25 protein-coding genes and 2 tRNA genes are annotated in these 24,031 nt (G+C 70.7%); 13 read left to right on the top strand and 14 right to left on the bottom strand.

Going from position 1 to position 24,031, the window contains the following annotated elements; translation table 11 throughout:
• A complete protein-coding gene (locus tag RIC31_RS23200; RefSeq protein ID WP_350113667.1) occupies positions 1 to 432 on the top strand; it encodes a hypothetical protein in 432 nt (143 codons plus the stop codon).
• Here the strand turns inward: RIC31_RS23200 and RIC31_RS23195 are convergent.
• Positions 429 to 1,541, bottom strand: coding sequence for an AI-2E family transporter (locus RIC31_RS23195; protein ID WP_350113664.1), 1,113 nt, complete (start codon positions 1,539 to 1,541; stop codon positions 429 to 431). The two genes, RIC31_RS23200 and RIC31_RS23195, sit on opposite strands and share 4 nt — an antisense overlap.
• A 200-nt stretch (positions 1,542 to 1,741) precedes the next feature.
• On the opposite strand from RIC31_RS23195, the gene RIC31_RS23190 reads away from it, so the two are divergent.
• The 7 genes from RIC31_RS23190 (at position 1,742) to RIC31_RS23160 (ending at position 7,684) form a co-directional block, all read left to right on the top strand.
• The gene (locus RIC31_RS23190; RefSeq protein ID WP_350113661.1) at positions 1,742 to 2,203 is read left to right on the top strand and encodes a CopD family protein; all 462 of its coding nucleotides are present in this window, start codon (positions 1,742 to 1,744) and stop codon (positions 2,201 to 2,203) included.
• A 63-nt stretch (positions 2,204 to 2,266) separates the two neighbouring features.
• Entirely contained in the window at positions 2,267 to 3,193 is a 927-nt protein-coding gene (locus tag RIC31_RS23185) for an AAA family ATPase (RefSeq protein WP_350113659.1), read from the top strand.
• A 22-nt stretch (positions 3,194 to 3,215) separates the two neighbouring features.
• The gene (locus tag RIC31_RS23180) at positions 3,216 to 4,523 is read left to right on the top strand and encodes a vWA domain-containing protein (protein WP_350113656.1); all 1,308 of its coding nucleotides are present in this window, start codon (positions 3,216 to 3,218) and stop codon (positions 4,521 to 4,523) included.
• A gap of 13 nt (positions 4,524 to 4,536) precedes the next feature.
• Entirely contained in the window at positions 4,537 to 4,878 is a 342-nt protein-coding gene (locus RIC31_RS23175; RefSeq protein WP_350113655.1) for an XdhC family protein, read from the top strand.
• Between the two features lie 4 nt (positions 4,879 to 4,882).
• Positions 4,883 to 5,590, top strand: a complete 708-nt coding sequence (locus RIC31_RS23170; protein WP_350113652.1) for an XdhC family protein — start codon at positions 4,883 to 4,885, stop codon at positions 5,588 to 5,590.
• A 10-nt stretch (positions 5,591 to 5,600) separates the two neighbouring features.
• Entirely contained in the window at positions 5,601 to 7,253 is a 1,653-nt protein-coding gene (locus tag RIC31_RS23165) for an NTP transferase domain-containing protein (protein ID WP_350113649.1), read from the top strand.
• A complete protein-coding gene (locus tag RIC31_RS23160) occupies positions 7,250 to 7,684 on the top strand; it encodes an iron-sulfur cluster assembly scaffold protein (protein ID WP_350113646.1) in 435 nt (144 codons plus the stop codon). Before RIC31_RS23165 ends, RIC31_RS23160 begins: the two co-directional genes overlap by 4 nt.
• Here the strand turns inward: RIC31_RS23160 and RIC31_RS23155 are convergent.
• Positions 7,674 to 8,090: a flagellar basal body rod protein FlgC gene (locus RIC31_RS23155; protein WP_350113643.1), complete on the bottom strand. Its 417-nt coding sequence runs from the start codon at positions 8,088 to 8,090 to the stop codon at positions 7,674 to 7,676. The genes RIC31_RS23160 and RIC31_RS23155 overlap by 11 nt on opposite strands.
• A gap of 33 nt (positions 8,091 to 8,123) precedes the next feature.
• Positions 8,124 to 8,933, bottom strand: a complete 810-nt coding sequence (locus RIC31_RS23150; protein ID WP_350113640.1) for an alpha/beta hydrolase — start codon at positions 8,931 to 8,933, stop codon at positions 8,124 to 8,126.
• Positions 8,934 to 9,004: 71 nt separating this feature from the next.
• Between RIC31_RS23150 and RIC31_RS23145 the strand changes: the two genes are divergently transcribed.
• A complete protein-coding gene (locus tag RIC31_RS23145; protein WP_350113637.1) occupies positions 9,005 to 9,823 on the top strand; it encodes a hypothetical protein in 819 nt (272 codons plus the stop codon).
• Positions 9,824 to 9,839: 16 nt separating this feature from the next.
• Here the strand turns inward: RIC31_RS23145 and RIC31_RS23140 are convergent, their stop codons facing one another.
• On the bottom strand, positions 9,840 to 11,075 hold the full coding sequence (locus RIC31_RS23140) for a putative metalloprotease CJM1_0395 family protein (protein ID WP_350113634.1): 1,236 nt from the start codon (positions 11,073 to 11,075) through the stop codon (positions 9,840 to 9,842).
• 168 nt (positions 11,076 to 11,243) lie between these two features.
• Between RIC31_RS23140 and RIC31_RS23135 the strand changes: the two genes are divergently transcribed.
• Both RIC31_RS23135 and RIC31_RS23130 read left to right on the top strand, forming a co-directional pair.
• On the top strand, positions 11,244 to 12,431 hold the full coding sequence (locus RIC31_RS23135) for a multidrug effflux MFS transporter (RefSeq protein ID WP_350113631.1): 1,188 nt from the start codon (positions 11,244 to 11,246) through the stop codon (positions 12,429 to 12,431).
• Positions 12,432 to 12,436: 5 nt separating this feature from the next.
• Complete coding sequence (locus RIC31_RS23130; RefSeq protein WP_350113628.1) at positions 12,437 to 13,012, top strand: pyridoxamine 5'-phosphate oxidase family protein; 576 nt, start codon at positions 12,437 to 12,439, stop codon at positions 13,010 to 13,012.
• A gap of 23 nt (positions 13,013 to 13,035) precedes the next feature.
• Here RIC31_RS23130 and RIC31_RS23125 read toward each other — a convergent pair whose 3' ends face one another.
• From RIC31_RS23125 to RIC31_RS23085, 9 genes are all read right to left on the bottom strand, one after another.
• Positions 13,036 to 13,191: a hypothetical protein gene (locus RIC31_RS23125; protein WP_350113625.1), complete on the bottom strand. Its 156-nt coding sequence runs from the start codon at positions 13,189 to 13,191 to the stop codon at positions 13,036 to 13,038.
• A 127-nt stretch (positions 13,192 to 13,318) separates the two neighbouring features.
• Entirely contained in the window at positions 13,319 to 14,278 is a 960-nt protein-coding gene (locus RIC31_RS23120) for a M14 family metallopeptidase (RefSeq protein WP_350113622.1), read from the bottom strand.
• Between the two features lie 83 nt (positions 14,279 to 14,361).
• A tRNA-Glu gene (locus RIC31_RS23115) sits at positions 14,362 to 14,437 on the bottom strand.
• Between the two features lie 66 nt (positions 14,438 to 14,503).
• Positions 14,504 to 16,684, bottom strand: coding sequence for a glucans biosynthesis glucosyltransferase MdoH (gene mdoH, locus RIC31_RS23110; protein WP_350113619.1), 2,181 nt, complete (start codon positions 16,682 to 16,684; stop codon positions 14,504 to 14,506).
• The gene (locus RIC31_RS23105; protein ID WP_350113616.1) at positions 16,669 to 18,234 is read right to left on the bottom strand and encodes an OpgD/OpgG family glucan biosynthesis protein; all 1,566 of its coding nucleotides are present in this window, start codon (positions 18,232 to 18,234) and stop codon (positions 16,669 to 16,671) included. Before RIC31_RS23105 ends, mdoH begins: the two co-directional genes overlap by 16 nt.
• Positions 18,235 to 18,318: 84 nt before the next feature.
• A complete protein-coding gene (locus tag RIC31_RS23100) occupies positions 18,319 to 19,641 on the bottom strand; it encodes a TRAP transporter large permease (protein WP_350113613.1) in 1,323 nt (440 codons plus the stop codon).
• Positions 19,638 to 20,132 (bottom strand): TRAP transporter small permease, encoded by a 495-nt coding sequence (locus tag RIC31_RS23095; protein ID WP_350113610.1) that lies wholly within the window; start codon positions 20,130 to 20,132, stop codon positions 19,638 to 19,640. The genes RIC31_RS23100 and RIC31_RS23095 overlap by 4 nt, the downstream gene beginning before the upstream one ends.
• Before the next feature lie 223 nt (positions 20,133 to 20,355).
• A complete protein-coding gene (locus tag RIC31_RS23090; protein ID WP_350113607.1) occupies positions 20,356 to 21,621 on the bottom strand; it encodes a flavin-dependent oxidoreductase in 1,266 nt (421 codons plus the stop codon).
• 136 nt (positions 21,622 to 21,757) lie between these two features.
• On the bottom strand, positions 21,758 to 22,792 hold the full coding sequence (locus RIC31_RS23085; RefSeq protein ID WP_350113604.1) for a TRAP transporter substrate-binding protein: 1,035 nt from the start codon (positions 22,790 to 22,792) through the stop codon (positions 21,758 to 21,760).
• 138 nt (positions 22,793 to 22,930) lie between these two features.
• Between RIC31_RS23085 and RIC31_RS23080 the strand changes: the two genes are divergently transcribed.
• Together RIC31_RS23080 and RIC31_RS23075 are read left to right on the top strand one after the other, a co-directional pair.
• Positions 22,931 to 23,398, top strand: coding sequence for a MarR family winged helix-turn-helix transcriptional regulator (locus RIC31_RS23080; RefSeq protein ID WP_350113601.1), 468 nt, complete (start codon positions 22,931 to 22,933; stop codon positions 23,396 to 23,398).
• A 5-nt stretch (positions 23,399 to 23,403) separates the two neighbouring features.
• On the top strand, positions 23,404 to 23,865 hold the full coding sequence (locus RIC31_RS23075) for a DUF3237 domain-containing protein (protein WP_350113598.1): 462 nt from the start codon (positions 23,404 to 23,406) through the stop codon (positions 23,863 to 23,865).
• Positions 23,866 to 23,904: 39 nt separating this feature from the next.
• On the opposite strand, the gene RIC31_RS23070 is transcribed toward RIC31_RS23075, so the two are convergent.
• Positions 23,905 to 23,980: transfer RNA gene (locus tag RIC31_RS23070), tRNA-Glu, on the bottom strand.
• Between the last annotated feature and the right edge of the window lie 51 nt (positions 23,981 to 24,031).

Here is a 24,031-nt window from a genome sequence, read left to right as displayed (position 1 = left end):
ATGGCGCTGCCATCCGTCGTCGTCCTGCGGCAACTGCTCCGGGCCCGCCTGCGACAGGCCGCCTGGAGCGTCGCGGGGGCCGTCGTGCTGCTGTTCGCCGGCACCCTGGCGGTCGGCCTCGCGGTCGCCGCCGGGGTGATCGCGACCGCCGACCGCATCGGCCTGGTCGAAGCGTTGCTGGCGTGGTCGGGCGGACTTGCCCTGGTGACCCTGTCCGCCCTGCACGTCCAGATGGCGGGACGACGGCGGCGGCGCCTGCGGGAGATCGAGCGGGCCGGCGCGGCGCCGGTCCCCGACCCCGGCGCCGCGCTGATGTCCGACATCGGGTTCCGGGCCGGCATGAGCGCCAGCAACGCCCTGCCGCCGCTCGGCCTGGTTGCGGCGGCCTTCATCGTCGGAACCCTGGTCGCCCGCAGCGGCGGTCGCCGCTAACCGCGGACCGCCGCCACCCGCTTCCTGGCGGTCACCGGCGCGCCGCTCCCGCGATCGTAGAACGCCCGCATCCCGGTCGCCACCATCACCACCAGCGGCACCGCCAGGATCGCGCCCGCCACACCCCACAGCCAGGCCCCGAAGGCGATCCCGATCAGGATCGCCAGCGGGCTGGTCATGAACCGGCGCTCCATCACCAGCGGCATCCCGAAGTTCGACTCGGCGATGTTCAGCGCCAGCAGCACGATCGGCGGCACCAGTGCCGCCTCGACCGACGGGAACACGATCAGTCCGGCCAGGAACGAGATCACCTGGAGGGTGAACGGGCCGATGAACGGCAGATAGTTCAGGACCGCCATCGCGGCCCCCCAGGCCCAGGGCTCCGGCATGCCGATGATCCAGAACGCGGTGCCGGTCGCGACGCCGAGGGTGACGTTGATCATGGTGACGGCGGCCAGATAGGATACCGCGTTGCGCTGGACCAGGCGGGATACCCGGCCGATCCGCAACCGCGCCTGATGGGTCGGCGCCAGCGCCAGGACCGTCCGGTTTATCGTACGGCGGTCCCGTACGAAGAAGAACACCAGCACCACCATCAGCAGAAGCTGGGCGGCGAAACCGGGGGCCGAACTCATCAGCTGGCCAATGGTGCCCCCGCCCTCGCGCACCACCACCTTCTCGTTGTCGGTCTCCTGGCCGAACGACGCGACCTTCTCGACGGTCTCCGACCAGCTTTTCACGGCATCGATCGGCAGCGCCAGGCTGCGCAGCTTGTACTCGACCCGGTACGACAGCAGCGGGAAGTCGTTTGCGATACGCTGAACCGTGGGAACCGCGATCAGCGCGACCGACAGGATGACCACGACGGCCAGCAGGAAGGCCGCCAGCGAGGCCAGGCCGTTCGGCAGGTGCAGGCGACGCATCAGCCACCGTGCGATCGGTGCGACGATCACCGAGAGCACCGCCGCCCCGACGATCGGGATCACCACGGCGCTGGCCGCGAACATGGCGGCCCCGAAGACGCAGGCCGCCAGGACCCAGACGGCATAGTCGATGCTGGGCAGTCGGCTCACCGCCTCCGGCGGCGGGACGGTTCCTGCGTCCGGCATTGGGTACTCCCATCGATGTCTTGCGGCCCCGCCCGGTGGTGGCGCGCCCTCGCCCCGGACAACCCCCGGGGCGGGTTTCGGCTCCCAGGCGGCGGGGACCGGCGCCGTCGGGGCACCGCACCCGTGCCGGGCTTACCCGGGGCTGGCATTCGTGCCACAAACACCAATCTGTTGGGCAACCGCGTGAGAAGGCCCCGTTCATGACCGCCCTGCTTGTCGCCCTGCACATCGTCGCCGCCGTGATCTGGGTCGGCGGGATGTTCTTCGCCTACGTCGTCCTGCGGCCGTCGGTCGGCGGGATCGAGCCGGCGGCGGAGCGCCCGCGCCTGTGGCGCCGGGTGTTCGCCCGGTTCTTCCCCTGGGTCTCGGCCGCCGTCCTGGTCCTGATCGTCACCGGCTACGCCCTGGTGTTCGGGCATTTCGGCGGCATGGCCGGGGTCGGCCTGCACATCCACGTCATGCAGGGCCTCGGCTGGATCATGTTCCTGCTGTACGGGCACCTGTACTTCGCGTCATGGGCCCGGTTCCGCCGGGCCGTCGACGCCGGCGACCTGCAGGCCGCCGGGCCGGCGCTCGCCGGTATCCGCCGGATCGTCGCGCTCAATCTCGCGCTCGGCCTGGTCGTCGTGGCGATCGGCGCCTCGGGCCGTTATTGGCCTTAACCGGCACTGCATGTTATGTCGCCCACGACTTCCCCTTCGACCTCGATCCCACCCGGAGATCCCATGGCCGTCTCGATCCCCGAGTCCGTCGACGCCACCTTGGCGCTGCTGACCGGCGGCAACTACGTCGCCGACCGGTCGCTGGCCACCGCCCTGCATCTGTCGCTCAGCCTGCAGCGACCGATCTTCCTGGAGGGCGAGGCCGGGGTCGGCAAGACCGAGATCGCCAAGGTGCTGGCCGAGCAGCTCGACCGCCGGCTGATCCGGCTGCAGTGCTACGAGGGCCTGGACGTCTCCTCCGCGGTCTACGAGTGGAACTACGCCCGGCAGATGGTCGAGATCCGGCTGGCCGAGGCATCCGGCGGGGCCGACCGCGAGGCGCTGGCGCGCGACATCTTCGACGACCGGTTCCTGATCAAGCGCCCGATCCTGCAGGCCCTCGAGGCCGACGAGCGCGGCGCCCCGGTGCTGCTGATCGACGAGCTCGACCGCACCGACGAGCCGTTCGAGGCGTTCCTGCTGGAGGTGCTCTCGGACTTCCAGGTGACGATCCCGGAACTCGGCCCGATGAAGGCGGCGACGCCGCCGATCGTGGTCATCACCTCGAACCGGACCCGCGAGATCCACGACGCCCTGAAGCGCCGCTGCTTCTACTACTGGGTCGACTATCCGAGTGCCGCGCGCGAGCGCGAGATCCTGCGGGTCAAGGCACCGGAGGCGCCGGCCGAACTGACGCGCCAGGTCGTCGCCTTCGTGCACGCGTTGCGCAAGATGGACCTGTTCAAGCTGCCCGGCGTGGCCGAGACCATCGACTGGGTTCACGCCCTGGTCCAGCTCGACCATCTGGCACTCGACCCGGCTGCCATCGACAATACGCTGGGCGTGCTGCTGAAGTACCAGGACGACATCGCCAAGATCCAGGGCAGCGAGGCGACCCGCATCCTGAACCAGATCAAGTCCGAGCTGGCCGGCGCCGCGGCGGTGGCGTGATCCGGAACACGCCGGAGGCACCGTGAACGACGCCGCCCCTCCCGAACGCGGGCTGCCGGACGCCGAAGGACCCGGCGGCGGCAAGCTGGTCGACAACATCATGTATTTCGGCCGTGCCCTGCGGGCGGCCGGCCTGCCGGTCGGGCCGGGCACGGTGATCGATGCGATCAAGGCGGTCGAGGTCGCCGGAATCACCAACCGCCGCGACTTCTATTGGACGCTGCACGCGGTGTTCGTGAACCGCCGCGACCAGCGGACGGTGTTCGACCAGGCTTTCCACGTGTTCTGGCGCAACCCGCGGATCCTGGAGCGCATGCTGCAGGTGATCCTGCCGGAATTCCGGGCCGACGTGCCCGACGACAAGCAGCGTGAGGAGATCAACCGCCGCGTCGCCGAGGCGCTGCAGCCGCCGAAGACCCCGCGCGAGGACGAAGGCCGCGAACCCGACGAGGAGAACATCGAGTTCGACGCCGCCATGACCTGGTCGGACCGAGAGCTGTTGCGCGCCATGGATTTCGAGAAGATGTCGGCCGAGGAGGTCGCGCGCGCGACGCAAGCGGTGCGGACCATGCGGCTGCCGATCATGGAGGTCCCGACCCGCCGGTTCCGGCCGGCCGAGTTCGGCAACCGCGTCGACCTGCGCCGCACCCTTCAGGCGACCCTGCGGTCCGGCGGCGACGAGATCCCGCTGCAGCACAAGAAGCGCCGGATGCGGCACCCGCCGCTGGTGGCGCTGTGCGACATCTCCGGCTCGATGAGCCGGTATTCCCGGATGCTGCTGCATTTCATGCACGCGGTGACCAGCGACCGCGACCGGGTCCACACCTTCCTGTTCGGCACCCGGCTGACCAACGTCACCCGCTACCTGCGCTCGCGCGACGTGGACGATGCCCTGGCCAAGGTCGGCGCCAATGTCGACGACTGGTCGGGCGGCACCCGCATCGGCCACTGCCTGCACGAATTCAACCGCTACTGGGGGCGCCGGGTGCTGACCCAGGGCGCCGTCGTGCTGCTGATCACCGACGGCCTGGACCGCGAGGTCGGCGCCGGGCTGGCCGAGGAGATGGAACGGCTGCACAAGTCCTGCCGCCGCCTGATCTGGCTCAATCCGCTGTTGCGCTTCGACGGCTTCGCGCCCAAATCTCTGGGAGTGCGGGCGATCCTTCCGCATGTCGACGATTTCCGGACCGTTCACTCGCTCGACAGCCTGGAGCAACTTGCGGATGCTATCGGCCGGCCGGCACTGCGCCGGCGCGAGGGCATGGAAGGCTGGCTGGCGGCCCTGCGCCGCGTCGAGGACGAGCAGCGCGAGACCCGGGAAACCGTGTGAGGGGAACCTGACGATGACCGACACCAGCGCATTCGCCACCCAGGACGACGTTCTCGCCACCGCCGGCGCCTGGCTGGCCGAGGGTCGCAAGGTCGCGGTCGCCACGGTTGTGAAGACCTGGGGCAGCTCGCCGCGGCCCGTCGGCTCGCGGCTTGTCGTCGACGGCGAGGGCGCGATGGTCGGGTCGGTCTCCGGCGGCTGCATCGAGGGCGCCGTCATCAAGGAGGCTTTCGACGTGATGGCCGGCGCCGCCCCGCGCCTGCTGGACTTCGGGGTCAGCGACGAGCAGGCCTGGGAGGTCGGGCTGGCCTGCGGCGGCAAGGTCGAGGTTTGGGTCGAGCGGCTGGAGGCCTGAGGTCATGAAGGCGGTACTGTTGAACGCATTGCAGGCCGCCCGGGCGGCCAAGACCCCGGTGGCCCTGGTCACGGCGCTGACCGACGGCGCCCAGGTCCTGGTATTCCACGATCGGGTCGACGGAACGCTGCCGGATGCGGTGGTCGCCGAGGCGCGGCGGCGGTTGCGCGACAACGCCGGCGGCACCGTCGAGCACGGCGACGCCCGGTATTTCGTGGACTGCCACAACCCGCCGCTGCGGATCGTCGTGGTCGGCGCCGTCCACATCTCCCAGACCCTGGTGCCGATGGCGGCGATCGCCGGCTACGAGGTGATCGTCATCGACCCGCGCGCCAGCTTCGCCACCGCCGAGCGCTTCCCGAACGTACAGTTGGTCGACGACTGGCCGGACGAGGCGATGGAGGCGCTCGCCCCCGACAACCGGACCGCGGTGGTCACCCTCACCCACGACCCCAAGCTGGACGATCCGGCGCTCGAGATCGCGCTGAAGTCCGACGCCTTCTACATCGCCTGCCTGGGCAGCCGCCGCACCCACGCGCGCCGGCTCGACCGGCTGCGCGAGCTCGGCTTCGACGACGCTACCCTTGCCCGTATCCACGGGCCGGCCGGACTGCCGATCGGGGCGGTCTCGCCGGCCGAGATCGCGTTGTCTATCCTGGCCGAGCTTACCGCGGTACTGCACGAGGCGCCGGCCGTAGCCAAGGCCGCCTGAGGAGACTGGATTGCAGTTCGGCGACATTCCGACCGATGAGGCCGAGGGCGCCATCCTCGCCCATTCGCTGCGACTCGAAGCCAAGACCCTGAAGAAGGGCACGGTGCTCGGGCCGGACGACCTGACGGTGCTGCGCGACGCCGGCTACGCCCAGGTCGTCGCCGCCCGCCTGGAGCCCGGCGACGTCGGCGAGGACGATGCCGCGAACCGGCTCGCCCGTGCCCTGGTCGGCGATGCGGTGACCGCCGGGGCCGCCTTCACCGGCCGCGCCAACCTGTACGCCGAGAGTGCCGGCGTCGTGGTCTACGACCCCGCCCGGCTGGACGCCTTCAACCTGATCGACGAGGCCGTGACCCTGGCGATGGTGCCGCCCTACCTGTCGGTCGAGGCCGGCCAGATGATCGCCACCCTGAAGATCATCGCCTTCGCGGTCCCCGACGACACCGTGCTGCTGACCGAGGCGATCGCCCGGCGCGACACGCCGATGGTCCGGGTGGCACTGTACCGGCCGACGCGGGTCGGCCTGGTGCAGTCGCGGCTGCCCGGGACCAAGGAAAGCGTGCTGGACTCCACGCTGGAGGTCACCCGCACCCGCCTGCACCCGATGAACAGCGAGATCTGCCACGAGGCCCGTTGCGAGCATGCCACCGCGGCCATCGCCAAGGCGATCGAGACCACCCTGCAGAACGGCGCCCAGATGGTTCTGGTGTCCGGCGCCTCGGCGGTGGTCGACCGCCGCGACGTGGTGCCGGCCGCCATCGTCGCCGCCGGCGGTGCCGTCACCCATTTCGGCATGCCGGTCGATCCGGGCAACCTGATGCTGATGGGGCGGATCGGCGACGCCACGGTGATCGGCCTGCCGGGCTGCGCGCGCTCGCCCAAGCTGAACGGTTTCGACTGGGTGCTGCAGCGCGCGGTCGCCCGACTGCCGATCGGCCGCGAGGAGGTCATGCGCATGGGACCCGGCGGCCTGCTGAAGGACATACCGAGCCGCCCGATGCCCCGTACCCGCGCCAAGGAAGGCAAGGCCCCGGTCCAGGCCCACAAGGCCCCGGCCCGCCGGCCCACGGTCGCCGCCCTGGTCCTCGCCGGCGGCCAGTCCCGCCGCATGGGGGAACTGAACAAGCTGCTGGCCGACATCGACGGGCGCCCCATGGTCCGCCACGTGGTCGACCACGTACTGGAGTCCGGGGCCGACCCGGTGGTCGTCGTGACCGGACACGAGGCCGACCGGGTCCGGAGCGCGCTCGGCGGCTGCCCGGTGACCTTCGCGGAGAACCCGGATTTCGCCGACGGCCTGTCGACCTCGCTGAAGACCGGCCTCGCCGCCCTGCCGGCGGAAACCGACGGGGCGATCGTCTGCCTGGCCGACATGCCGAAGGTCAGCGCCGCCATCCTTGACCGCATGATCGCCGCCTTCGACCCGGTCGAGGGCCGCGCGATCATCGTGCCCACGCGGCGCGGCAAGCGCGGCAACCCGGTGCTGTTCGCCCGGCGGTTCTTCGAGGAGATGGGGGCGGTGTCCGGCGACGTCGGCGCCCGTCACATCATCGGCGAACACGACGAGGTGGTCGCCGAGGTCGAGGTCGAGGACGAGGCGGTGCTGCTCGACGTCGATACGCCGGCGGCGCTGGCCGCCCTCACCGGCGGTGCCGAGCCATGAGCGATCCGCTCTACCAGGCCGAGATCCTCGCTCTCGCCAGGCTGGGCCGCGCGATCGGCCGGCTCGAGGAGCCCACGGTCTCGGCCCGGATCGACAACCCGATCTGCGGCGACCGGGTCACCGTCGACCTGCGCATCGAGGACGGTCGGATCATCGCCGTGGGGGCCAAGGTCCAGGGCTGCGCGCTCTGCCAGGCCGCCACCGCCATCATCGCCGGGGAAGCCGTCGGCGCGCCGGTGGCGACGCTGGAGCACGCCGGCGCCGCGGTCGCGGCCTATCTGGCCGGGCAGGTCGCCGAGGACGGGCTTCCGTGGGCGCAGCTGGGCAGCTTCGCGCCGGTCCGGGGCGCGCGGCCGCGACACGACTGCGTGCTGCTGCCGTTCAAGGCGGCCAGCAAGGCCCTGAGCCAGCGCGAAGCCGTCAGCTCTTGATGTCTAAGGTCGCCTGCAGGAGTTCGTCGGCCGCGCGGATCGTCGCCAGGTTGGCCTCGAACTGCCGCTGACCGGCGATCCGGTCTGCGGTTTCCCGGGCCAGGTCGACATTCGGGCGGTTGACCAGGCCCTCGGCATCGGCGTCGGGCGCCGACGGATCGTATTCCCGCACGGCCGAGGGATCGACCAGCAGTTGGTTGGACCGCACGCCGCCGGTCGGTGCCGTCACGTCGGCGGTGCGGCCCGGGCGGAACAGCGGGTTGCCCTCGGCATCGGTCGCCGGGCCGTCGACGCCGGGCGCCGCCACGCTGCGCAGGTTGGCGACGTTGTTCGCCGAGTTCCCGACCCGCCGTTCGGCGGCCAGTACGCCGCTCAGGGCGCTGGAGATCGCGTTGCCGATAGCCATCGCGTCATCTTCCTCCGACACCCGTTAAATAACTCATAACCGCGCCGCCGACCAGGGACCGGGGCCCAGGACCTCGCGGACGAAGCGGTCGACCGCATCCAGGGCGCCGTGCTCGAACAGGTCGGTATGGCCGCCGCCTTCGATCTGCACCAGGCGCTTCGGCTCCGGCGCGACCGCGAACAGCGCTTCGCCGTGGGACGCCGGGATCACCCGGTCGTCGGTGCCATGGACGATCAGCACCGGCATCCCGACCCCGGGCAGCCGGCTGCGGGTGTCGAACCGGTCGAGCAGCAGCAGCCGCACGGGCACGAACCAGTAGCGCGCGGCGGCGATGTCGACGATCGACGTATAGGGTGCCTCCAGCACCAGTCCGGCCACCGACCGTTCGAGCGCCAGTGCGGTCGCAACCCCCGATCCGAGGGACTCGCCGTACAGCAGCACGCCCTGCGCCGGCACCCCGAACTGCTCCAGCCGGTCCATCCAGGCGCGACCGTCCTCGATCAGCCCGAGTTCACTCGGCGAGCCGGGATTGCCGCCATAGCCGCGGTAACCCGCAAGCAGCAGCCCGTAGCCGCGTTCGATGAAGCGGCGCGCCTTCTCGTCGCGGCCGCCGACGTTGCCGCCGTTGCCGTGGAAATAGGCGACCGTCGGCCGGCCGGGCGCCGGCGGCTGCCACCAACCCTCGAGCCGCAGTCCATCCCCGGTCTCGGCCTGCACGCGCTGCATCGTCGGTGCCCGGCTCTCCGCCGGGTCTGGCCGGGCGACGTCCGGAACGAACAGGATGCTGCGCTGCATGACGTACAGCACCGTCGCCAGCAGCCCCCATCCGGCTACCGCCGTCATCGCAAGTCCGGCCACCATTCCCATCGCCGCGTCCTATCGACCCAGTCCCGATTCGCCTATAATGCGCGTCCATGCAGAGCATCCCGCAATCCATCCGCGCCTCCCTGTTCGTCATGATCCTCGCACTTGGATGCATGACCGGGATCACATCCGCGAGCGCAGCGCGCGTGCAGTGGTACGTCGAGGTCCTCACCGACCCGATCAGCAAACAGCCGATCCTCGAAGCGCGCATCCTGACGCAGGAGGGATACAGCTTCAAACTTATGAGATTGAACGATAATTCTATCTGGGGCGAGTTCAACCTGCCACGCTCCAGCCAGGCGATGCTGACTTCCGACCGGTTGCCGACCTACCAGATCGACGGCAACGACCCGATCGACCTCGATGAACTCAAGAAACTGGAGGTCGGCAGCGAGCCGACCCTCTACAAGATCGCCGGTCGCGCCATCCAGTTCATCATCTGGGGCGACGCACGGCGGGGATTCATTCCGCCGGTGCTCCGCCAGATGATGCTCGGCGAGAATATCCACGTGACCTACTACACCATCCTCGGCGAGCAGCTTCGGGCGGAACTCACGCTGCGGCGCGCCAACCAGGCGATCGCGCAGTTCCTGAAGGTGAAGCCGCTCGATCCCGAGGCCGACGCATTCGAGGAGCCGGCCGAGAGCTTCTCCCTGATCGCAAAGCGGTTCCAGGAACTCTGCGACGACCTTCGCTTCACCGGCAACGACACCGACTACACCCGCTGCCGCGACCTGTTCTTCACATGCTCCGAGACACCGGGCCAGACCGCCGACAGCTTCAAGAAATGCCTCGGCTTCGAGCCGCGGCGCCTACAGCCGGCCACCCCGGCCGGAGGCGGCGACAAGGCGGCGGCCCCGAAGAGCTGAAGACGCTGGTGTCCGTTCAGACGGCGAGAGAAACCAGGCTCTGCCTGGCTGTCGGGCCGCGGTAGCTCGCGGCGGCGGCACTGAAGGCGCCCGGCGTGAACGGACCCGCCGAATCGTCGTCGCGATCCTGCGGTCCGTTCGGCGGTCGGGAACCCGCGGCGGTATCGGTGTCTTCCCCAGCCGGCGCAAAGCCGCCACCGGCCCCGGCACTTCGCGCGCCGAAGCCCGGTTCTTCCGCCGGCGCCGGCGGCGGCGAGGCCGGCGGGGCAACGCCCGGCACGGCAGCCGCCTCGGCCCCGGGGGCGTCCTGCGATCCGGCCTGGCCGACCGGCGTGCCCCCGCCCGCGGATTCCGCGTCTTCCGCCTGCCGCTCCTCGCGGCGCTCGGCCTGCAGTTCGGCCTGTGCCTGCTGCCGCAGGGAGTCTGCCTGGGCGGCGACGCGCCGGTCCTGCGACGACGGGTCGGCGGGTGCGTTGGCCGCGGCCCGGATACGCTGGGCCTTGCGGATGGTCGCCTCGGGATCGCCCCTGACCGGCGAGGTGTCGATCGAGACCTCGCCGCCGACCGCATAGCGCTTGCCGTCCGGACCGGTCTGGTAGGTGAAGGTCGGAGCGCCGGCGAACTCGCCGCCGGCGGCCGCGTGAGCGGCTTCGTGCCGCCGCACCTCGGCGTCGCTCTGCTGCAGTTCCCTGACCAGTTCGCGCTCTTCCTCGGTGAGGCCTTCGATGTCCTCCTCGCCTTCCGCCTGGGCCTGGTCCTCGTCGTCGGCGGCGGCCGTCGTGGACGGCGTCGCCGGCTCCAGCCCCTGCGGCTGCGTCCGCTGGTCGAGCGACAGGCCGATGGCGACGGCGAGGGTGAAGGCACCGCCGGCGATCAAGGGGTTTCGCGGTCCGCTCTCGCCGACCGTCTCCTGGCCGGGCAGCCGCACGACATCGGATGTCGAGGGCGCGGTGCCCGGCGGCGGCGGCGGCCGGCGGCCCGGCAGCGCCTCGCTCTGCTCGGTATCGTCCTGGCCGGGAAGCGTGGTGGCGTTGCGCTCGTCCTCGCCCTGGTCGGGGCCGGCAGGCGGGCGGCCATAGATCCCGGGCGCGCCGTATCCCGGCACGCCTCCGATCCCTGTCGCTCCGATCTGCGCGGCGCTCGTCATCCCCGGCTCGGTCTCCGCGTTGGCGGGTGTGCGCCCCTCTCCGTCGCGGTTTTTACCATACAAACGTCGCCAAGGTGTTAACGCGAGGGATCGGCCGGCCGCCAACGGCAGGACGGTGTGCGGGACGCACTCCGCAAGCCCGATGGCGCGGCCCGGTCGCCAAGGCCGACATACCTGTCGGAGGAGGCTTTCCTCAGGGGCCCTTGGCCACCGACCGTCCCGCCCTTAGGGTGTCCCGCCTATCACCTGGGACGGCCCGCCGGCCGCAGCGCGATGTCCGACAAGCCGATCTCCCCGCCGATCTGGATCCTGGTCGTGGCCACCGCCACCGGACCGCTGGCGCTCAACATCTTCGTGCCTTCGATGCCCGGGCTGACGCGGGTGTTCGGAACCGACTACGCCACCATCCAGCTGACCCTGACGCTCTATCTGGCGGGCGTCGCGGTGGCGCAGCTCGCCTACGGCCCCCTGTCCGACCGTTTCGGGCGACGACCGGCCCTGCTCACCGGCCTGGCGATCTACGTTGCCGCCAGTCTGATGTGCGCCTTCGCCTGGTCGGTCGAAGCGCTGATCGCCGGGCGCGTGCTGCAGGCGGTCGGCGGCTGCGCCGGCATGGTGCTCGGCCGGGCGATCGTGCGCGACGTGTTCGAGCGCGACCGTGCCGCCAGCGTCATCGCGCTGGTCACCATGGCGATGGCGGTGGCGCCGGCGATCGCCCCTGCGCTCGGCGGGCTGCTGGAGGCCAGCTTCGGCTGGCACTCGACCTTCCTGGTGCCGATGGCGCTGGGGCTGGTCGTACTGGCGGCCGCGATCCCCCGCCTGAACGAGACCAACCTCACGCCGATCCCGCGCATCGACCTGCTGTCAATGCTGCGAAGCTACGGCGAGCTGCTGCGCTCGCGCGCCTTCCTCGGCTATGCCGGCAATACCGCCATGTCGGTCGGCGCCTTCTTCGCGTTCCTGGCCGGCGGTCCCTATGTCGTGATCGAGATCCTGCACAAGGATCCGAGCGAATACGGCCTGTATTTCGTGCTGATCTCGGGCGGCTACATGACCGGCAACTTCCTCGCCAGCCGGCTGTCCCAGCGGCTCGGTGTCGACCGGATGATCGCGCTCGGGATCGGCGTGTCGACGCTGGGCGGGCTGGCCGGCGTCGGCCTGCTGCTGGCCGGGATCGTGACCACCGCCAGCGTGTTCGTGCCGATGATGCTGGTGGCGGTCGGCAACGGCCTCAGCCAGCCCAACGGCATCGCCGGGGCGATCAGCGTCAACCCGCGGATCGCCGGGGCCGCGTCCGGCCTGATGGGCTTCGGCCAGATGGCGGTCGGCGCGGTGTTCACCGTCGTTGTCGGCGTGCTGCAGAACCAGACGGACCACGGCGCCATGGCCGGCATGATCCTGTTCGCCTGCGTCGGCTCCTATCTCTGCTACCTGCTGGCCCGTACCGCGCGGACGGAGTAGCCGCCGTGACGCCGCCCGACGACCTGAACACCCTCGCCGAGCACATTCTCGGCCAGCTCTCCGATGCGGTATCGGCCCCGGCCTCGCCCTGGCGCACGCCGATGCTGGCCTCGCTCACGGCCGACGGCGAGCCGACGCTGCGCACCGTCGTGCTGCGGTCGGTTCGGCCGGCCGACCGGGCGCTGCGGGTGAACACCGACATCCGCTCGGACAAGGCCGGACAGATCGACCGGCAGCGGCAGGTCGAGCTGTGCTTCTGGAATCCCGCGACCGCCCAGCAGGTTCGGATTGCCGGCGATGCGCGGGTCGAGGACGCCGGCCCGGCCGCCGATGCCGCCTGGTCGGCCCTGCCCCCGGAAGGCCGGTCGATCTACCGCCACGGCGCGGCTCCCGGCACGCCGATCGGCCGACCGGGAACGCCGGCCAGACCGGCCGCCGACGGCGACCGCAGCGCCTTCGCGCTGGTCACCGTCGTGTGGCGGCGCTGGGACTGGATATGGCTCGGGCCCGACAGCCACTGGCGGGCCCGCTTCCGGTGGGACGCGGACGGCAGCCGTCAGGCCGAATGGGTGGTGCCTTGAGCGGCCGGGCGACCGGCGCCCGATCAGCCGCGGCCAAACAGCCGGGCGATGCGGTCGATCCCGGCCAGGACCAGGCCGGCGATCGCCAATGCGACCGGGGCGAGCACCTCGGACTGAGCGAGCGTGACGGCGGCGGCCGGGGTCTGGTTGGCGCCGAGGCGGAGATCGGAACGGGTCATGGCGGCCTCCTGCGACCGGGACTCTGAACTGTCGCGGATGTAGGGATTTCACCGGGCCCGCACCAGCGCGGCCGGCACGCGGCCGACCTGCGCGGCATGCATGGCTCGAGCCGTGTTTCCGGGACGGTCAGTCCGCGGCCGCCCTCGCCAGCCGGAACGCCCGCTGGCCTTTCACCGCGCGATGGTTCGGCATCACCAGCACGCAGTCGTCATAGGGGGTCCGGTTCTCCTCGCCGCCGTCGACCGCGAATACCTCGCCGGCCCGCGGGAACCGTTCCAGCCCGGCGAACTGCGCGGTGAAGTAGAAGTCGTCGGTCCGGATGGTGTAGCCGTGGGTGACGTCCAGGACGATCTGCGGCGGCGGCGCCGGATCGCCGACATGCTCCCGGAAATAGCCCGGGTCGACCATGTCCAGCGCCCGAAGGAAGTACAGGGCGGCGTCCATCGCCACCACCGCGGACTCCGGCGACCAGTGATGGCCGCACTCCACCAGCAGCGCGACCTTGTCGCTGTCCGGATCGTTGAACGGCGCGTACTCGATCAGCCGGCGGCCCTGCACGTGGCCGCCGCCGCAGGCGACCGTCGCCGGCACCCGCATCGCGCGGGCGAACCGGCGTTCCTTCGCCAGGCCGTGGATCAGCAGGACCGGCGCCGACCGGGTGCCCATGGAGTGGATATCCAGCAGCCGGTCGGCCCGGTCGAACAGCGGCCGCAGCGCCCGCGCCCGCCGGGCCTCGGCGGTGACCGGCGGCGCGTCCAGGCGGTCGGCCGACCAAAGCCGGTTCATGTCCTCGTCGACGAAGCGCGAGCGGGCGGGTGCCGACGGGTCGAACCGGCGATAGGCCTCGGTATTGGCGAAGCACAGCGTCAGCCGGCCGCGGGTCGGCCGGAAGCCGCTGCGCAGCAGGCGGTCGACCGCGATCGCGCCGCACAGTTCATTGCCATGCATCAGGGCATTGATCAGGGCGTCCGGACCGGATCGGCCGCTGTCCAGGCAGTGCGCGTATTCGACGCCGGTATTGCCGTGCCGCCAGTCCGCGATATCCGGCGCCTGCAGATCGACGCGCAGATTGTCATCGCTGACCATCGCCGCCTCCGGACACACCCCCGACGCATCATGCGACGCCGGGGCGGCAGGGTAAACCGGTGGGTTCTGGGATTGTCCGTCGATGGCGACCCCTACGGGATTCGAACCCGTGTTGCCGCCGTGAGAGGGCGGTGTCCTAGGCCTCTAGACGAAGGGGTCGTCGACGAGACGCGTCAGATAGCAAGCCTCCCGATCGAATGCAAGGGGCGGAATGCGACGGCGACATCAAGAAGTGCGGGGGCCGGCGGAGCGCTCGCCGGAACCCGCGATCGCGGCCCCGGAAACCACCGACGGCAGGCCGCGCAGGGTGTCGAAGGCGCGGCGGTCGCCGAGCAGCCGGAGCAGCTCGGTCGGGCGCAGCCAGCCGAGCGCCTGCTCGCGGGTCTCGGCATCCGCCAGCTTGGCGTTCAGGGTCAGGTAGTCGGTGTCCGGGCTGCCCCGGGTCCAGTGCCAGCGCTGGCCGGCGAACAGGAAATGCCGCTCCGCCCCCTCCGGGGTGTCCAGCAGCCCGACCAGCGAAACCCCGGCCAGGTCGTCGGTCACTGCGTCGCGCTCCTCGGCGGCCGCTTTCAGCAGCGGCGGCAGATCGCGCTCCTCGGGGATCAGCAGCAGGCCGAACCGCCTGAGCGCCAGGCCCAGGCCAACGCTGCCGCTGGCGATCGACAGCGGGATCGCGAGCGTCCAGCCGATCAGGATCGGCGCGAGCCACGCCAACGCGATCATCGAGATCGGCAGCAACGCCCCGGCGACCGCGATCCCGACGACGGTGTGCCCGGCGTGCCTGGCCGCCGCCTCGCGCAGCGGGATCGCACCGTCGTCGCGGCGCTGCAGTTTCCAGCCGGTGTCCTGGCCGAGCAGGATCTCCCACACATGACGCGAGTGGATCAGCATCATGATCGGCGCGAACAGCGCCGACACCAGGATCTCAACCAGCCAGCCGGCCAGCAGCCGCACCGCGTCGCCGACCGATCGCACATGGGCGCGGGACAGCATGGCCCGCAGCAGCCCGATGGTCTTGGGCACCAGCAGGGTCGCCATGGTGAACACGAACAGCCAGACCATCCGCTCGCTGTCGAACCGCGGCCAGGTCGGGAACAGCTGGAACGCCTCGGTGAAGTACTTCGGCCGCAGCGCCTGCGCCTGGACCAGCAGCACCAGCCCTACCACGATGAAGCCGAGCCACAGCAGCGACGACAGGTAGCTCATCACCCCGGTCGCCAGGTGCGCCCGGCTGCACCATCCCAGGCCGCGCGCGCCGATCACCGCGAGGTGCTGCATGTTGCCCTGGGCCCAGCGTCGGTCGCGGGCGCCGGAGTCCAAGAGCGAGGCCGGCGACGTCTCCCACGACCCGCCGAGCTCGGCCGCCATGCGGACCTTCCAGCCGGCGCGCCGCATCAGGGCGGCCTCGACGAAGTCGTGGCTGAGGATCGATCCGCCGAACGGCAGCCGGCCGGGCAGCCGCGGCAATCCGCAGGCCTCGGCGAAGGCGCGGGTCCGGATGATGGCGTTGTGGCCCCAGTAGTTGCCGTCGTCGCCCTGCCAGGCCGCCAGCCCGCGCGAGACCACGGGACCGGCGATGCGGGCGGCGAACTGCTGGAGGCGGGCGAACAGGCTGTCCATGCCGGCCAGGGCCGGCACGCTCTGCAGCAGCCCCAGTGCCGGATCGGCGGCCATGCCGTCGCGCAGCGCCCGGATCGTCTCGGCCGACATCAGGCTGTCGGCGTCGAGCACCAGCATGGTCTCGTAGCGTCCGCCCCAGCGCTCGACGAAGTCACGGACGTTGCCGGCCTTGCGGTCCACGTTGCGCTGCCGGTGCCGGTACCAGACCGCCATGCGGCCGTCGAGCCGGTCGCGCAGCCGCGCCATCGCCGCGGTCTCGCGCGCCCAGACCATCGGGTCGGTGGTGTCCGACAGCACGAAGATCTCGAACCGCTCGCCCTCGCCGAGATCGACCAGGTCGCGCGCCATCGCCAGCAGCGCCGCGGTGGTACGCGCCGGATCCTCGTTGTAGACCGGCATGGCCAGCGCGCAGCGCCCCGGCTCTCCCTCCGGTCGCCCGGACGGCCCGGCCTCGAGCGGCAGCAGGCCGGCGACCGCCGAGGTCGCCGACAGGGCGATCCAGGCGAAGTTCAGCGCGAACATGCCGATCAGGACGATCTGCATGACCGTCGGATCGCCGACCGCCACCGTGCGGATCATCTGGTCGATCGCCACCACGGTCAGGGCGGCGGCGCCGCCGAAGGCCACGAAACGGGCGAGCCGGGTCCGCCAGCCCTGGACGCCGGGCGTCATGCGGCGCAACGGTGGCGACCGCAGGTCCTGATCCGGCATGTCCAGCGGTTCCGGCGGCGGTGTGGCGCCGGCGATCCGCAGCACCCGGTCGCGACCCTCTAGGCCGGTGTCCATCGGTACAACCAGGTTTCGCTGACCGGCATCGCGTCACGCACCAGCACAAGGCGAAGCTCGATCAGCGTCTCGCGACCGGTATCGAGCTCGAAGCTGACCCGATAGCCGCCCGACGGCGGGTTCCAGCGGGCCGACACGTTGCCGACGGTACCGCGGGTCGCGCTCACATCCACGGTCGGTGCCGGGTCGTCGCGCGCCAGGCCGTCGAAATCGACGACGAACAGCCGGCGCTTGCGGTCGAAGCTGAGGCCGCCGCGGCTGGCGACCACCCGGGCCGGTGCCGGGTCCACCGGGGGTGTCTCGCACCAGGTCAGGCGATAGGTCAGCGCATAGGGCCGGCCCGCCGGGATCGGGTCGCTCGGCCGCCAGTACGCGACGATATTGTCGTTGGTCTCGGTCTCAGCCGGGATCTCGACCAGCACGACCGCGCCGGCTCCCCAGTCGCCGATCGGCTCGATCCAGGCCGACGGCCGGAGTTCGAAGCGGGTCTCGAGGTCCTGGTAGTCGGAGAACGACCGGGTCCGCTGCACCAGGCCGAAGCCGCGCGGCCCGCGGTCCAGGAAGGCCGAGACCTGCAGCCGCGACGGGTTGGCCAGCGGCCGGTACACCCGCTCGCCGGCGCCGGTGACGATCTGCAGCCCCTCGGAATCGTGGACCGCGTTGCGGAAGTCGTCGTAGCCGGCCCGGCCCGATGGGCCGAACAGGAACATCGAAGACAGGGCGCCAAAGCCGACCCGCGGCATCTCGACGCGCGGGAACAGCACCAGTTCGATATCGACCGCGGTCGGCGAGCCGGGACGGATGGCGAACCGGTAGGCGCCGGTGGTCGACGGGCTGTCGAGCAGCGCCAGGACGACCAGGGACGTCGCACCGGGTTCCGGCCGCATCAGCCAGAACTTCCGGAAATGCGGAAACTCCTCGCCTTCAGGGTCGGCAGTGTTGATCGCCAGACCGCGGGCCGACAGCCCGTAGCGCTGCCCCTTGGCGACCGAGCGGAAATAGCTGGCGCCCTGGAACACCGCGAACTCGTCCATCACGTCGGCGGTGTTGATCGGCGCCCGCACCCGGAAGCCGGAGAACCCCAGCCCGGCCGGGTCGGTCGGCGCGGTCACCAGCGGACCGTACTCGAACATCTCGGGCGTGAAGGCCACCGGCTGCGCTTGCCCGCCCTCCACCGCCAGGATCTCGACCGGTGTCCTGAACCGGAACCCCGGGTGGAAGAAGTCGACCTGGAAGTTCAGCCCCTGCCCGGCCCAAAGACCTCGGTCCCGGTGGAACCGGATGTCGCGGTACTGGTCGTAGGTCAGGTCGTTGAAACCGTAGCGGTCAGCGGTGCCGGGCTCGGCATAGGCACGCTTCGACAGTTCCTCGGCCTCGCCGAGCACGGCGCCGAAGTTCAGCCCCGCCGGCGCCGCGCGGACGGCGTTTCCGCCAGCCGTTCCGGCGGCGAGGACGGTCAACATCTTCAGGAGCTTGCGCCGCGAGAACATCATGGTTTCAAGGTCGTCCTGCTCTCGGCGCTGATCGCCGTGCGGGCCACGAAGATGCACGATGCGGGCGCCACGGCAAGTGATCCTTGATGCTGGTCAATCGCCGCGATGCCGGACGAACCGGAATTCGCCCTGCGGCGGCGGTCAGTAGAGCGCCCGCACGAGTGCCAGCGATATTACCGGGAAAAGCACCAGGACGACGACCCGGGCGAGATCGGTGGCCACGAAGGGCATCACGCCGCGAAACGTCTCGCCGATCGGCACGTCGCCGGCCATCGAGTTGATGACGAACAGGTTCAGCCCGACCGGCGGGGTGATGAGCCCGACCTCAACGACGATCAGCACCAGCACGCCGAACCACAGGGCGAACTCCTCCGGCGTCAGCCCGAAGTCGAGCGCGCTCATGACCGGGAACAGGATCGGCACGGTCAGCAGCACCATCGACAGGCTGTCCATCACGCAGCCGAACACCAGGTACAGCACCAGGACCAGCACCAGCACCAGCCATGGGTTCAGGGCCTGCGTGGCGACGAAGACCGACAGTTCCTGCGGCAGCCGGGTAGTCGCCAGGAAGGTGTTGAACACCGCCGCGCCGAGGATGATCAGGAAGATCATCCCGGTCGAGGACATCGTCCCGAGAATGCAGGCCCGGAAGCTCTGGCGGTTCAGGCCGCGGTTCAGGAGCGCGACGAGCCCGGTGCCGGCGGCGCCGACGGCGGCGGCCTCGGTCGGCGTGAAGACCCCGACATAGATCCCGCCGATCACCGCGGCGAAGATCGCGATCACCGGCCAGATCCGCAGCAGCATCCGGAACCGGTCGCCATAGGGCATGCGTTCGGTCGGGCTGCCGGCGGCGCCGCTCAGGCGGGCGATGACGTAGATCGCCAGGACGTAGCCGGCCGCCGCCAGCAGGCCGGGCAGCAGCGCCGCGGAGAACAGCTTGGCGATGTTCTGCTCGGTCAGGATCGCGTAGATCACCAGGATCACCGAGGGCGGGATCAGGATCCCGAGGGTTCCGCCGGCCGCCAGCGCGCCGGTCGCCAGGCTGCCGGAGCAGCCGAAACGACGGAGTTCCGGCAGCGCCACCTGGCCCATGGTCGCAGCGGTGGCGAGCGACGAGCCGCAGATCGCCCCGAAGCCGGCGCAGGCCCCGATCGCGGCCATGGCGACGCCGCCGGGCCGGTGCCCCATCCAGGCCTCCGCCGCCTTGAACAGCGCCTTCGACAGCCCGCCGACCGTCGCGAACTGCCCCATCAGCAGGAACAGCGGGACGATCGAGAACGAGTAGTTCGAGAACGTCCCGTAGGTCAGGTGCTTGAGCTGAGCCAGCATCATCAGCGGCGTGCCGTTGACGATCACGCTTCCCACCACCCCGACGCCGAACATCGCGACGCCGATCGGGACCCGCAGGAAAATCAGCGCGAGCAGCACCGGGAAGGACCAGATCCCGATCTCCAGGTTGCTCATGCCCGGGCGCCGCGCAGGGCCGCGAGGCTTTCGCCCGCGCGCCACAGCGCCACCACGCAGAACACCACGGCGCCGGCCAGGCACAGCGTGTAGGCCTGCCAGATCTCGAACCCGAGAATGAAGGTGGTCTCGAAGAACGCCTTCTTGTCCAGCATCCCGACCGCCAGCCGCCAGGCCAGCAAGGCGGCCATCGCCAGGACCGCGAGGTCGATCAGGGCGTCGAGCGCGCGGTTGAGCCGGTCGCCGAGCAGCGGCGCGAACAGCTCGACCGTCGCGTTCCCCCGGTTGAGGTGACACCACGGCAGCGCAGCGAACACCGCGAAGCCGATGCCGATCTCGACCAGTTCGTAGTCCCCGGGGACCGGGCCCAGCCCGATGCCGCTGAGCGCCCGCCCGGCGATACTGACGCAGGTCAGGCCGACCAGCGCCACCAGGACCAGCCCGCCGGCGAGCGCGGTCCAGACCGCCAGGCGTTCGACCGCGCTCTTCATGTCGGTTGCCGAAGCGGCGGGTGGGTTCCGGATCCGTCCCGCCTTCGGCGGTCTGGTCCGGAGTGACGACATAGAGGGAGCCTTCCGAGATCGGAACTCCGAGGGCATCCTCCTCCCTCGTCATTCCGGACGGGCGCGCCGCCTTCGGCGCGAACGATCCGGAACCCACGCGGTGACGGGCAGCGATTCGTGGCTGCGGCGGCCGATGCGCGCGCGCGCCTCATCATCCGACCCTACCCCCTGCCGGGATCAGGGGCGGCCGGGCGTTCAGCTCGGCGATGCTGAAGCCGGCGATCTTCTTGTACTTCTCGGCGTGGGCGGCCAGTTCGGCGCGCGGGACGACGTCCTCGATCCGATCGAAAACACCGCCGCAGCGGCTTTCCACCAGTTGCATGATCGCGTCCGGCCCGCTGCCGCGGTTGGCGAGGATGACCCGCTCGGTCTGCGGCCGCACCACGTCCTCGTAGGCCTGCAGGGCCGCCGCGCCGACGCCGTGCTCGAGAAACGCCGCGCCGATCACCCGGGCGTCGACGATCGCCTGGCTGGCGCCGTTCGAGCCGACCGGGTAGGTCGGGTGCGCGGCATCGCCCATCAGGGTGACGCGGCCGTCGGTCCAGCGGTCGATCGGGTCGCGATCGACCATCGGATACTCGAAGACCTCCTTCGCGCCGCAGATCAGCGCCGGCACGTCGAGCCAGTCGAACCGCCAGTCATCGAACGCCGGCAGGAAGTCGCCGAGATCGGCCCGGCGGTTCCAGTCCTCCCGGCGCCAGCCGCGCGACGGGTCGATTGTGAGCTCGGCGATCCAGTTGATCGTCGCCAGCCCGGTGGCCGGGTCGGGCGGGGTGATCGGATAGGCCACGATCCGCTGGGTCCGGTGGCCGGCGAGGATCATCGAGGCGCCGCTCTTGTAGGGGGCCGCCTCTGTGGTGGCGCGCCAGAGCACGGCGCCGCCCCAGATCGGCGCCCCCTCCTGCGGGTACATCTGCCGGCGGATCGCCGAGTGGATGCCGTCGGCGGCGACCACCAGGTCGCCGTGGACGTCGGTCGCCCCGGCCCCGGTGTCGAGGTGGAGGACGGCGGCGCCGTCGACGTTGTCGAATCCGGTCGCCCGGGCTGCCGGTGTCACGCAGTCGCGGCCGGCCCGCGCGACGAGGGCGTCGTACAGCGCCATCTGCAGCTTGCCGCGATGGACCGAGTACTGCGGCCAGCGGTAGCCGGCGTCGAGCCCGCGCGGCTCGGTCCAGATCTCCAGCCCGGTCCTGGTGTAGAAGCCGTAGTCCCGGGTGCGGATCCCGATCCGGTCCAGTTCGGCCTCGAGCCCGAGGTCGAACAACTCGCGGACCGCGTTGGGCTGCAGGTTGATGCCGACGCCCAGCGGCTTGAGTTCGGACGCCGCCTCGAAGATCCGGAACGGCACGCCGATCTGGTGCAGGGTCAGGCCCAGCGTCAGGCCGGCGATGCCGGCCCCGGCGATGATCACGGTCATGGTCGCAGGCGCTCCCCGCCCCTGGCGGCCCCCCGCTTGCGCGGAGGGCACCTCGGGGCGACAGGGTTGGGGTGTGGGCGTCGCATACCCCTTTCTATCATCCTGAGGCGTGCGCCGCAGGCACGCCTCGAAGGGGTTACTGCTGGTACTTGTCGATCAGCGCGTTGGCCTGGGCGATCGCCGCCTTGCCGTCGATGCCGCGCTTGGCGACGTCGGCGGTCCACTGCTCGATCACCGGCTGCGCCGCCGCCTTCCAGCGGGCCACCTCCTTGTCGTCCAGCACCACCACCTTGGTGCCGTTCTTGACCGCGATCGCCCGGCCCGGGGCGTCGCCCGCCAGCATCTCGTCGGCCGCCAGCGTGGTCAGTGCCATGCCGGACTTGGCGTCCAGGATCGCCTTCAGGTCGGCCGGCAGGCCCTCATAGCGCGCCTTGTTCATCGCCATGATGATGGTCGCGGTGTACAGCGCCTCCTTGCCGGAGAATTCGGTGGCGTTGTGCACCAGCTCGCTGAGCTTGATCGCCGGCGTGACCTCCCACGGGATCACGGTGCCGCTGACCACGCCCTTCGACAGCGCCTCGGGGATCGCCGGCAGCGGCATGCCGACCGGCACCGCGCCGAGCGTGCCGAGCAGCGAGTTGATGACCCGGGTCGGGCCGCGCAGCTTCAGGCCCTGCATGTCCTCGAGCTTCGCCACGCCATCGGCGGTGTGGATCACCCCCGGGCCGTGCACCCAGGCCCCCAGCATCTTCACGTCGCGGTACTCGGTGGCCTGCAGCTCGGTCTCCACCAGGTCCCAGAACGCCTTCGAGGTCGCCACCGAGCCGCGCATCATGAACGGCAGCTCGAACACCTCGGACTTCGGGAAGCGGTTCGGCGTGTAGCCGGTGACGGTCATGACGATGTCGGCGACACCGTCGCGCGCCTGGTCGTACAGCTCCGGCGGGCGCCCGCCGAGCGACATGGCGTCGTAATGCTCGAACTTGATGCGGCCGCCGGACGCCGCCTCGACCGAGGCCGCCCACGGCTTGATGACCTTGGCCGGCAGCGTCGCCGGCGGCGGCAGGAACTGGTGCAGGCGAAGCGTGACCTCCTGGGCCTGGCCCGGCGTCGCGCCGAGCGCGAGGCAGACGGCCGCCGCCGCGAGGAAACCAAACCGATTCTGTGCCATTCTACCCTCCCGTTCGTGGTTTCTTGTCATTGCGAATTCCGTTCAGATCGTAAACGATTTCGTTTATCCCGTAAACGAACGAAGCCACGAACAGTGCCCCGTTCCCGCGATTCCACCCGGACCCACTGGACCTTCCCGATGACCGACCGGCCGCCCCCGGCGTTCCCGCCGCTCCGCTACGGAATCCTCCACGACCTCGTCGGGCATCTGCTGCGGCACTCCTACAACCGCGCCTTCGCGGCGTTCGAGGCCGCCTTCGGCGACGAGGACATCTCGCCGCTGCAGTTCATGATCTTCGAGCTGATCCAGAACAACCCGGGGGTCACCCACGGCGACGTCACCCGGGCCATGGGCACCGCGCCCTCGGTCGTCACCACGACCCTGAAGCCGATGCTGAAGGACGGCAGGATCGCCAGCGCCGCGAAGGCCGGGGACACCCGACAACGGGTCTACGAGGCGACCGCCGAGGGCCTGCGATGGTTCGAGCGGATCCGCCCGGCAATCATGCGGAGCGAGGACGACCTGACCGAGAGCCTGACCGCCGACGAGCGCGCCGAACTGCTGCGGATGCTCCGGCTGCTGCTCGGTATCGCCAAGGGAGGATGAAGCAGATGCTGACGCCGCCGACGCTCGAACATGTCTGCGACCTGCTGGTCGAGCTCGACCCGGTCCGGGAACTCGGCCGGGGCCGTGCCGGGGCCCGCCGGATCATCCCGATCGTCGGCGGGACGGTGACCGGCCCCCGGATCTCCGGCCGGATCCTGAACCTCGGCGCCGACTGGCAGACGATCTTCCACGACGGCGTCGCCGAACTCGACGCCCGCTACGCCTTCGAAACCGGCGACGGCGCGCTGATCGAGGTCGCCAATCACGGCTACCGCCACGGCCCGCCCGAGGTCATCGAGCGGCTGCGCCGCGGCGAGGACTGCGACCCGGCGGAATACTACATGCGGACCACCGCCCGCCTGGAGACAGGCGACCCGCGATACGACTGGGTGAACCGGATGGTGTTCGTGGGCACCGGGGCCCGGCACGCGTCGGCCGTCGAGATCGGGCTGTACCGGGTGCTGTAGCCGCGCCGCCCTCCGGCCGGAAACCCGGAACCGGAAGCGTGGCGACCCCTACGGGATTCGAACCCGTGTCGCCGCCGTGAAAGGGCGGTGTCCTAGGCCTCTAGACGAAGGGGTCTCGTCGCGAACGGGGGTGTAGCCTCGCGCCGTGCGGAAATCAACCCCGACG

Origin of the sequence: Thalassobaculum sp., assembly GCF_040219615.1 — a bacterium.
Lineage (GTDB): Bacteria > Pseudomonadota > Alphaproteobacteria > Thalassobaculales > Thalassobaculaceae > Thalassobaculum_A.
Note: the sequence above shows the minus strand (reverse complement) of the source record. Positions and strands in the feature narration are given on the sequence as shown.